Origin of the sequence: Dechloromonas sp. TW-R-39-2 (genome assembly GCF_016864195.1) — a bacterium.
Classification (GTDB): domain Bacteria; phylum Pseudomonadota; class Gammaproteobacteria; order Burkholderiales; family Rhodocyclaceae; genus Azonexus.
Genome location: NZ_CP045202.1, coordinates 3120046 through 3130000, shown reverse-complemented (window position 1 = coordinate 3130000; position 9955 = coordinate 3120046). Strand labels below are relative to the sequence as shown.

The 9955-nt window shown below is 53.7% G+C and carries 8 protein-coding genes and 2 rRNA genes (1 of these 10 cut by a window edge); 2 read left to right on the top strand and 8 right to left on the bottom strand.

What is annotated here, in order from left to right; all coding sequences use genetic code 11:
- Window positions 1-248 (top strand): 23S ribosomal RNA (locus tag GBK02_RS15175) (it extends 2632 nt beyond the left edge of the window).
- A 96-nt stretch (window positions 249-344) separates the two neighbouring features.
- Window positions 345-457: ribosomal RNA gene (gene rrf / locus GBK02_RS15170) — 5S ribosomal RNA — on the top strand.
- 97 nt (window positions 458-554) lie between these two features.
- Here rrf and GBK02_RS15165 read toward each other — a convergent pair.
- Genes GBK02_RS15165 through GBK02_RS15130 form a run of 8 tightly spaced genes read right to left on the bottom strand, consistent with a single transcriptional unit; the run spans window position 555 to window position 9931 of the window.
- The gene (locus tag GBK02_RS15165; protein WP_256435927.1) at window positions 555-1256 is read right to left on the bottom strand and encodes a type II secretion system protein; all 702 of its coding nucleotides are present in this window, start codon (window positions 1254-1256) and stop codon (window positions 555-557) included.
- Window positions 1257-1285: 29 nt separating this feature from the next.
- Window positions 1286-3895 carry a hypothetical protein gene (locus GBK02_RS15160; RefSeq protein ID WP_203467444.1) on the bottom strand — a complete coding sequence of 870 codons (2610 nt, stop codon included), beginning with the start codon at window positions 3893-3895 and terminating at the stop codon, window positions 1286-1288.
- Window positions 3892-4263, bottom strand: coding sequence for a hypothetical protein (locus GBK02_RS15155; protein ID WP_203467443.1), 372 nt, complete (start codon window positions 4261-4263; stop codon window positions 3892-3894). The genes GBK02_RS15160 and GBK02_RS15155 overlap by 4 nt, the downstream gene beginning before the upstream one ends.
- Window positions 4260-4847, bottom strand: a complete 588-nt coding sequence (locus GBK02_RS15150) for a hypothetical protein (protein WP_203467442.1) — start codon at window positions 4845-4847, stop codon at window positions 4260-4262. Before GBK02_RS15150 ends, GBK02_RS15155 begins: the two co-directional genes overlap by 4 nt.
- Window positions 4844-6307, bottom strand: a complete 1464-nt coding sequence (locus GBK02_RS15145; protein WP_203467441.1) for a hypothetical protein — start codon at window positions 6305-6307, stop codon at window positions 4844-4846. The genes GBK02_RS15150 and GBK02_RS15145 overlap by 4 nt, the downstream gene beginning before the upstream one ends.
- Complete coding sequence (locus GBK02_RS15140) at window positions 6304-7503, bottom strand: type II secretion system F family protein (RefSeq protein ID WP_203467440.1); 1200 nt, start codon at window positions 7501-7503, stop codon at window positions 6304-6306. Before GBK02_RS15140 ends, GBK02_RS15145 begins: the two co-directional genes overlap by 4 nt.
- 2 nt (window positions 7504-7505) lie before the next feature.
- Complete coding sequence (locus GBK02_RS15135; protein ID WP_203467439.1) at window positions 7506-9215, bottom strand: GspE/PulE family protein; 1710 nt, start codon at window positions 9213-9215, stop codon at window positions 7506-7508.
- Window positions 9212-9931, bottom strand: coding sequence for a tetratricopeptide repeat protein (locus GBK02_RS15130; protein WP_203467438.1), 720 nt, complete (start codon window positions 9929-9931; stop codon window positions 9212-9214). Before GBK02_RS15130 ends, GBK02_RS15135 begins: the two co-directional genes overlap by 4 nt.
- Window positions 9932-9955 lie beyond the last annotated feature (24 nt).

The following is a 9955-nucleotide window of genomic DNA, read 5'->3' as shown; positions in this document are numbered from 1 at the left end:
TACGAGAGGACCGGAGTGGACGAACCTCTGGTGTACCGGTTATGACGCCAGTCGTATCGCCGGGTAGCTATGTTCGGAAGAGATAAACGCTGAAAGCATCTAAGCGTGAAACTCGCCTTAAGATAAGATTTCCCGGAGTCTTGAACTCCTTGAAGGGTCGTCGAAGACCACGACGTTGATAGGTCAGGTGTGGAAGCGCAGTAATGCGTTAAGCTAACTGATACTAATTGCCCGTAAGGCTTGATCCTATAACCTTGTTTATACAAGCAAATCCGCAGTCACAACAAAACAACCTTCCTCCCAATTTGGCTTGGCGCTAATCAGCGACAAGCACACAAGTTACGCTTGGCGGCAATAGCCTTCTGGACCCACCCCTTCCCTTCCCGAACAGGACCGTGAAACAGAATCGCGCCGATGATAGTGAGCTTCCGCTCGCGAAAGTAGGTCACCGCCAGGCTCCCATTCAAAGCCCTCGTTACCAACGTAACGAGGGCTTTATGCTTTAATGCTATAAATAATCAAAATCTAATGCCGAAAAGAGTCTGACCTCCACCCTACGGCAACCTCCCGGATAAAACGAGTCGCGATTTCAGGACACTGCCGATGACCCAGATTACTTGGTCATCGAAGGTTTCATCTTGAGCATGGAAAATGAATGTTTGTGTATTGTTCGCATTTTCCAGTTCATCACCTTTGGCACCCGGGATTTGCTGGCCGCCGGATAGAAATCCACCTAGGCCATTTGGTCCATGGCTAACAATAATTGCGGGCAGATCCGAGGCTATATTGCTGCCACTGCTGATTCCGGGTTTTACGTTCCCAGTTCCGGCATTATCAGCCCCACTTCCTGTCGATAAATTAAAACTGTTCAGCCCCGTACTCGGCGTAGGACCTGAAAATTTGCTACTCACGAAGTAAGTGAAGCGCCTTCCCCAAACATCATGGCCAGTAATTCCCAGTGTTGCCCAGGGGATCACACCATAATTTCGATTGCAGGGCGTATTCATGTCATTCCTGTCCTCCATGCCTGCTCGTGGATCGCTTTCTGGAATCGTCGGTGATGCTGGGCATGGCAGACGACCGGTAACGATCGCGTGGCCGATGAGTGTTTCACGGATTTCTTCCAGCTGTTTTTGCGTTTCCAGTATCTGGTTGGCTTTGCGCTGGATCGTGTAGGCTCGGAGCATGCTGCTGCTTAAAATCGTGATGATAACGATGGCAATGCTGAGTTCCACGAGCGAGAACCCACCTTCCATTTGCGATGCAGCGGTCGTTTTTGGCATATTCAATAGGCGAGTTGGTCATTGAATATCGGCAGCGGGAATGCTGCAGCATCCGGTTTCCCTGCTTCACTAGCGCACTCGGGATGAAGCGAGCTGTAGTTTTGAAAATCGATTTCACGCCAGCGTGGAGTTTGTCTTGAGACAAAATTGGAACCTGGGTTCTTTGCTTCCCCGTCGCGGCTTGGGTCGCTGTTTTCTTTCTCGAGAAAGTCAGCTATTTTTCGGCCGGGAGAAATTCTTGCCGAGGCTGACTGTAGTTGCCATTGGCAGCTACCGACTTGATGCCAGGCAATTGGGCCGCTACTCAGGACGACGATGCTGTAATGTCCTTCGCCATTGACTTTCAGTTCGCCCGATTTGCCTCGGAAACGGTCTGAAATCTGGTAAAAAACGCCTTGTTTCCACTGGTTGTCTCCCCACCACTGTCCTTTGCTTTCGGGATTCAACATCGTGCATCCGTTGCTTGACCAGCGAATCGGTACCGCTGCGGCCATTGAGGCACTCAGGCCGGAAAGTTTTTCCTTTAATACAGCAAGCGCTCCTGCCGTCAGCTTTTGAGCATTTTCAGCAATAACCCGATTTTCTTCTGTAGTGGTCTTGGCGTAAGACTGCAGTGCAATCAGGCTTCCATCGGGTAATTTTTCGCCTTTGCGATTGATGCTGGCAATGACATCCGTGCCGGATTGGCTCCAGGTAGAAATTTCATATGCCTGCGCGTGAACGTGCTCAGCCCAGCGGTTCAAGTCGTCTGCCGGATTTGTCAGGGCATTGACGTACGGCACCATCTCTTGCTGTGTTCTGGGTTCAATTCTGGCGAATATATTTTCAGCGTCAGAGTAGCGTGCCGCAATGGCTTTGAGGCTTTCCTGGCCGATATTGTCGCCATTGTTTGCAATTAAGCTGCTGAGCTTGTCAATTTCGGCCAGCGCAGGGGCGATGGTCTGCTGGAGTTGGGACGCATTGGTCGTTGCCTTTATCGCCTGTGTTGCCGATTCCAGGCTGGATGCAACGATGTGTGCTTGTGCGAGAACAGCAATCGATTCAGTCTTGATTGATGCGGTGATTTTCTGGAGCTGCCCCAGTTTTTGCTCAACCAGCAGACTATCCAGGCGTGGCAAGCTTGAAAGCTGAAGTGACGGAGCTTGTAGTTCTTCTGGGTGAACATTGATCCTTTGTCCGGAAATTCCTGTTTTTAATGCGTCGACCGCAACAATGAGATCGCTGCCGGATTGCCGGGCAATTTGCTGGATTCTTGTATCACCGGTAGTGCTTTGGGCGTGGCTGTAGTCTGCCTGCGCAACGCTTGCTGCCTGATATGCGGTATCCAGCAAATGTAAAAGTGTGAGATTGCCGGTATGACTAATCTTGAGTGTTTCAGCCAGGTCTTGAATAAGGCCAATGATTGCTGTGTATTCAAGATTGCTCGGTGTGCCCGAGATGAGTTTTTCTGTTTCTGAGCGCAGTACTTTGTTTTGCTTGGACAGATAGAACGGGAGCGGATCCAGCCCCGAATCTTCGAGTTGGATGATCAATTGGCTGGCGCTTTCCTTGATGGCCAATGCGCTACTGCGTAAATTTGTTTTCTCAGTTTTGCTGATTCGGTCATTGGCGATGGCTGCTGTAATGGCTTTGCTTTGAGCTCCCAGTGCCGAGGTGATCCCGCCTGCTTTTTCTGCCAGGGATTGCGCAAGGTTTGCCCATGGCACAAGGAATTGAGTGTTTTGATCGCTGACCAAAGTGCTGAGGTTTTTCAGGGCTACGATACGTTCAGTCGTTGAGATTGCGCGATCAGCCGTCAGACGGGCTGTTTCAAGAGCTGCAATATCGGCTGACACGAGCATTTCGGTGTCTCCGGCTGGCTGTGTTTCCGGGACCCGGCCAAAAAGACTTCCCGGACTCCCCCGGTAGGCTGTTTCCCCGAGGGGCGCGGGCCATGGGTAGTAGCCGCGCGTGCTGGCATATTGTTCAAGGCAGGACTTTGCTTCACCGGCGATTCGTTTTTCGACGGCAGCCATCAGTTCTTCTCGCGTGATTGTGATCAGTAAATCGTCATTGTTTGCTTCGCGGCCGGTACCGGATTGAAAAACCAGATCGTTGTCTGCATTTTTCGGATCAAGTTGGCCGCGGCTGGCGATGATGATGGCAACAATGTCGGTGCTTGCTGGGCCATTGGTGGGTTCGACGCGCAAATCGGCTTCCGTATCGCTGTTTAGTGGCGGAATTTTTCGATCGCCGCCAAACCAGCGGGACAAACTATAGTGAAAGACCATTCCCCGATCATCGACGGCAGTGACCAGATCGAGTGTTTTCCAGGGGAGAAGTCCGTTGTAACTGTCGCAATCATCACGCGAAAGAATCGGTGAAATACCAGTGCCGGTGATGTCCGGGCAGGGCAGGCGACCCGGTCGCTTGGCATCGGTTACGGCATAGGCAATCAAGGCCTCCTTGGCTTGTTTCAGCGAGTCAAGTAGTTTGACTTGATGGCGCATCGCATGATTTTGTGATTCGGACAGGCCCGAGATGACTTGGCTGCTGACCAGGATGAGGAGGACGACGAGCAGCCAGATAATGATCCCGGATTGCTTGCGGGGCAGAGGATGGTGATATTTCAAGGCTTACCCTTGGCCCGCCGGATTTCAATTTTTCCATCGCCGAGAATCGATAGCCGATTTCCGTTTTCATTGAGGAGCGTATCGCCGACGGCGAGCGTAGCTGGAAGAGCGACTTCGTCAGGAATGTGTTGATTGTTGCCCCAGCGAATGCGTCTGCCATTGCTCCGGGTTATTTCCCCATTGAGCGTAAATTCTCCCCTGGTCTCGTGTATTTCCCCGTTGCTACTTGGCAAACGCCGAATTCGTTCAAGGTTTGCGCGTTGTTCCGGCGTGAAGAACAGTCGTTCCAGACGATTTTCGGGCTGCGCGGCACATGCCTGATAGCCAATTGATAGCGCAATCAAAACGATGGTCCCGTGCGCTTTCATTGCGGCAGCGCTCCTGTTTCGAGGAAATACCAGTCGATATCGCACTCTGCGGCAAGCATGCTTTCGCTCTCCGACGTGTTGCGCTTCAACAGACACTGTCGGATGACTGGAGTGGCATTGATCTCCTGTTTAAGCTGATCAATAACGTCCAGCAGAATTTCTTCGTGCAGCAGGCCGAGCTTGATGTTGAGTCTGATGCAAGAAAATGCCTGCTTGTCTGCCGCAACAGGTGTTGATGACTTGGGTTCCGGGAATGAATACGCCAGCGCGTGAATGAACGGGTGGTGCCGGATTCGGTCCAGTGATTCGATCAAATTCAGTCGTCGTTCCTGTTTGTTGGCACCCGCTCCGCTGAACTGCCGGGCTAGGCGCTTGCCATCGGCCATGATTTGTTCTTCGGCATGTTGCGAGTGCCGTCTCTGCTCGTTGGCAAGATTGTTCTGTCTTGCCTGCCGGTACTGCTCTTCCGCCTGTGTGTGACGTTGCATTCCCCAGAGGGAGAGGCCGGTGGCGAGGGTTAGCATGACCAAGAAAACAGCCATCGGTTTTTGGGCGGGATGCGCGTCGGCCATCAATGTTTTCATGGCGCAGGTTGATGGCGCATCAGGAGTGCAAAGAGTCGGGCTTGTTTATCACCGACGCTATTTTCCTGTGCCAGCGATGCGGATGAGTCGGTTGAAATTAGCGATTTCTGAAGGTCGACCGTAGCAGCACCGGCCTGTCTGAACGATGCGATCAGGCGATCCTGATAAGCAATAAGCATCCTTGCCGATGTTGATTCGGGGAGTAGGATTCTGCCGCGTAGTTGGGTATTTTCAGAAGGTTTCCCTGCATCGTTCTGCCAGTTGATTTCATCCACTTCGACTTCTGGATAGTGCGTCAGTACCTGACTGACTTGTCGGAGCCTGGCGACCGGATCGATGATTTGCCCCGAAATTGCGGTGTGCTGCTGATTGAGATTGCGCCACTTTTCAAGTGCGGCGGCATTGGCTTCCGTGAGCGGTTTTTGTCGCACCGGATCTTGGGAAGAAAGCACGGATGTCAGTGTTTCCAAGTGGCTGATCTCATGCTGCAGGTAAACCTGCAAGCCCGTCGCGATGATTGCGATACTGATGCTGGCCGCCAGCGACGTGCGTCGGATTCGATGCTGCAATATGGTCTGGTGCAGGCGCGTTTCCTTAAATTTATGGCCGGGCAGTTTCTGGCTTAGCACACCAAGAAAAATTGCCGTCGCGTCTCCTTCTTCCATCTGAGCGGATACTTCAAGGCGTCTGGCGGTTTCGCCGGTTTCAAGCATCTGCCAGGTCGCTTCCTGGGGGCTTGCCGTTGCGTCGATATTTGCCGTTACCTCACGCTGGGCGATCAGATAGCTTGGAACGACCGCATCCCGGCTGATCTCGCGTTGGCCAATCAGGTAATGCCGTAGTTTGGTGTGCTCCTGCCGGATTTGCTCGGCCATTTGCGCAGCATTGCCCTTGAGCAGGGGGGATTGCCGAATCAATAGATTCTGTCCATCGAGCAAAAAGCTTTGGCGAAGCACGTCGCCACATTGGGCGAGTAAAAGGCAACAGGCTGTGTCGTGGCCCAGCGATTTGAGTAGTAGCGGGCCAATTTGTGACAGGGTAAAAATCCCGTTGCAGCAAATTTTGGATAGTTTGATGGTGTCCAGCCAAGGGCCCAGTTTGTCCGCCTGGGAGAGTCCGGAAATGAGTAGCTCTTCCTGGGGAGGCTGCGCCTTGTTGATGCCCAGGGTGGTGGTGAAAGTCAGGGCCGATGGCGGAAATGCATGTTGGATCCGGTGTTGAACAAGTGCTCGGCGGTCGGTGCCCCGAAGCCTGGGAATGCTTGCCCGAATGCAGGACTCATCTACCGTATCGACGGCAAGGCGATAGTGGTTTTTGTGATTTGCTGCCAGATAGACCAAAAAATCCCGATGCCCATCGGGGGTATTTTGAAAACAGGCATGCTGGGCAAGTTGACCGTGGGAGGGCATGAAAACAGTCAAAGACTGATGATTAGCCAGAAGAATGGCTGCCTTGTTCATGTTTTGACCTGTCCGATGACATCGTAAATTGGACCGATCAGCGCCATCATGATCCAGCCAAGCAACCCTCCGATCAGTAAAGTCAAGGCAGGTTCAATCAGCGATTGAAGGCGTCCGATCGACTCCCTGATGTCGCGGGTATAAAAATAGCTGACATTGAGCAGCACACTATCCAGCCCGCCTGTGCTTTCACCAATTTGCAGCATGCGAATGATCAACGGCGGAAACAGTCCGGTGCGAGTAAATGCTTCAGCAATATTGCTGCCATCCTGAATCGATTTTTCGACATCTTGCAGTGCCGCGCGGATGGCCCGGTTGTCGACGACGCCGTGTGTGATGCTGAGGGCTTGCAGGACTGAAATGCCTGAGCCGTAGAGCATGGCAAAGGTATTGGCAAATCGGGCGAGGCTGATTTTGCCTAGCACTGGGCCGATAACCGGCAATTTAAGTATCAAGGCATCGACCTGTCGCCGGGTGTCCTGGGAGGCATCGAGGATCCATCGAATCACGATGCCGCCAGCGATGGGCAGGGTAATGATCAACGGCCACCCGTCAGCAACAAGCTCTGCGGTGAGAAACAGAAGCCGGGTTTGCAGGGGAATGGCTTGCCCTGTTCCGCTGATGAACAGTTTCAGTTGCGGCACCATGTACAGCATCAGGAATATGGTGGCGCCGATGACGACGGTTGCAACGAAAGCGGGGTAGAGCAACAGTTTTTTGGTTTGCGAAGCGAGTTCATCCTCCCATTTGAGGGCTTCTCCGAGGTTGGCCAGTGTGCTCGGCAGCTGCCCGCTTTCCTCGCCGGCTTTGATCAAATTGACAAAGATGGTGTCGAACAGGTGAGGATGGACGGCCATCGATTGGGAAATGGTTTGCCCATTTTCAATGTCGCAAATCATCTCACCAATGGCTTGCCGGAAAGCCTTGTGTTCAGTGGCGGCTTGTAAATCCTTCAGCCCGTCGAGAACCGGAATTCCCGCCCGGGTCAGGTGTTCCAGATGAAAGCAGAAGTCAATCCGATCGCGCCGCGTGATGCTCGGCTGGCCAAAGATCGGGCGGTAGCGGCATGGCTGGCAGCGGATCAGTTCCAGATGCCTGATTTTCAACCTTGTTTCGAGGTCGACCGCATCCTGCGCCTCGGCATAACCCTGTGCGAGCAGTCCATCGTTGCTGAGTGCTTTGTAGCGGAACCGCATGGCTACATCCGTTCGCTCAGGTCAACGATGCGACAGAGTTCTTCGAGCGAGGTGTTGCCCTCGATGACGTGTTGAACGCCGTCATCGGCCAGCGTCTGGAAACCTTCTTCATGCATTTGTTCGCGCAGTGCGACCAAGGTGCTTCGTTGCGCGATCAATTTGTCCAGACCGGGACCGATGCGCAACGTCTCGATCAAGGCAATCCGTCCGCGATAACCTTGATGCTCACAGGCTGAACAGCCTTGCGGGTGATAAATGGTCAGGTTTGTCGGTGCGGCTGTGTCGCGATCAAGTAGTTTGAGTTCCTCGCTCGTTGCGATGCGGGGCTGCCTGCATGTCTGGCAGAGGCGGCGAACCAGCCGCTGGGCAATGATGCCGATAATGTTGCCACTCATCATGTCCGGCTGTACGCCGATATCAAGAAGCCGGGGAATCGCACCGATGGCTGAGTTACTGTGTAAGGTCGAGAAAACCTGGTGGCCGGTCATGGCGGCCCGAAAAGTCATTTCTGCCGTTTCCGGATCGCGTATTTCTCCGACCAGAATTACGTCCGGATCCTGGCGCATCATCGATCGGATGCCGCTGGCAAAATCCAGTTTGCTGCTTTCTCCCAGAGAGGTCTGGCGCACCATCGGCAACTGGTATTCAACCGGGTCCTCAAGCGTCATGATGTTGACGCCTTCATGGTTGATCTGGCCCAGAATTGAATAGAGGGTTGTGGTTTTTCCGCTACCAGTGGGGCCGGTGACCAGAATGACGCCCTCCGGTCGAGCGATCATCCGTTTGAGTTGTGCCAGATGGTGCGTTCTCAGTCCGAGGTCTTCCAGGGGAACGATGCCTTGCCGCCGGTCCAGAATGCGCATGACCATGTTTTCGCCATGGATGGTTGGCTGGCAGGCCGTCCTGAAATCAACCGGCCGGCCTGAAATGTTCAGGCTGATCCGGCCATCTTGCGGTGCTCGCGTCTCGGTAATGTTCATCCCGGCCATGACCTTGAGGCGAACCATCATCGCCGGCCAGCATGATTTGTGTAACGCACGGATCTGGCGGAGTACCCCATCTATCCGGTAGCGAATGCGGAGAAAGTGAGCTTCCGGTTCAAAGTGGATGTCCGAGGCGGTTCGCTTGACGGCATCATTCAGCAAGGAATCAATCAGTCGAACAATGGGGTGCCCGAAATCGGGCGTTGCGGTCGACAGCTGTTTTCGGTCGATTTCGCCTGTGGCCAGTTCGTGCAAAATGCCGTCGATCGAAAAATCATGGCCATAAAATCGATCAATGGCCTGGCTGATCTCGGACTCTCCGGCAAGCCGCATTTCAATCTTGAAGTCAGAGCCCAGTTCGGCTTGAATCTGATCCTGGGCCAGCAGGTCGTGACTGTCGGCAACCGCCAGAAGCAAGTGTCGGCGAGCCTGGTCAAAGTCAAGCGGCAAGACACGCTGGCGTCTGGCGAGATCGCCGGGGATCAGTTTGAGTGCTTCCGGATCAATGCTGATGTTTGCCAGGTCAATTTTGGTTTTGCCCTGTATCGCCGCCAACGTCTCGCATAAATGCTTTTCGGTCAAAAAACCCAGGGTGACCAGAAGGCGTCCCAATTGCTGTTTTCTTTCTTGCTGCTCGCGCAAAGCAATATGCAATTGATCGTCACTCAGCAATCCGGCGGTGATGAGCGCCTGGCCGAGCGGTAGATGTTGTGATGTCGCTGAGTTCATCGCGTATCCGACAAGGCTTGTTGCAACTCGACCAGGCGAAGTCTGATCTGGGCGATATCAAACCCGGCGGGACGCTTGTCTGAAGCTTCCAGTGCCAGCCGATAATGTTGAATGGCGAGGCGGTACTGCCTGAGCCGGTCAAGGCTGATGGCCAGGTTGAAGAGAAAGTCCGGGTTGCCTGACTCATTGGCGACAGCATTGAAGTAGGCTAGTTCGGCTTCGTCCCAGCGCCCTTCTCCGGCCATCAGATTGCCCAGGGTAAAGTGCAGGGCGGCTGAGCGTGGATGGGCCGCCAGCCAGCTTCTGAGGTGGCTTTCTGCTTCGCGGCGCATCACGCCGCCTTTGAGTGAGCCGATAACGCTGGCAATGACTGCCGGTGATTGAGGGTTGGCCTGTTGCGCCTGTCGCCGGAGTTTCTCCGCTGCATCGGGCCGGTTTTTTCTTTCAGCAATAGTCGCGAGTGCGAGAAGAATGTCCGTGTTGTTGGGATCCTTGGCCGACTGCTTCTCATACGCCAACTGCACAGAGTCAAGTTCATCAGATTTTTCTGGCGCAGTGAGGGACTGGCAAGAAAGAGCTCCTGCTCCTATGTTTTTATCAGCCGGCTTGGCTTGATGTGGCGTGTCTTGATCGTGATCTGGTGCCTGCCCTTTTGGGTGGTTGCCAAGGCCTCCGGCAATCGCCAGGGCCGGGATGAGGAGTGCCACGATAATCATTATCAAGAACCTCATGGTCGCTTG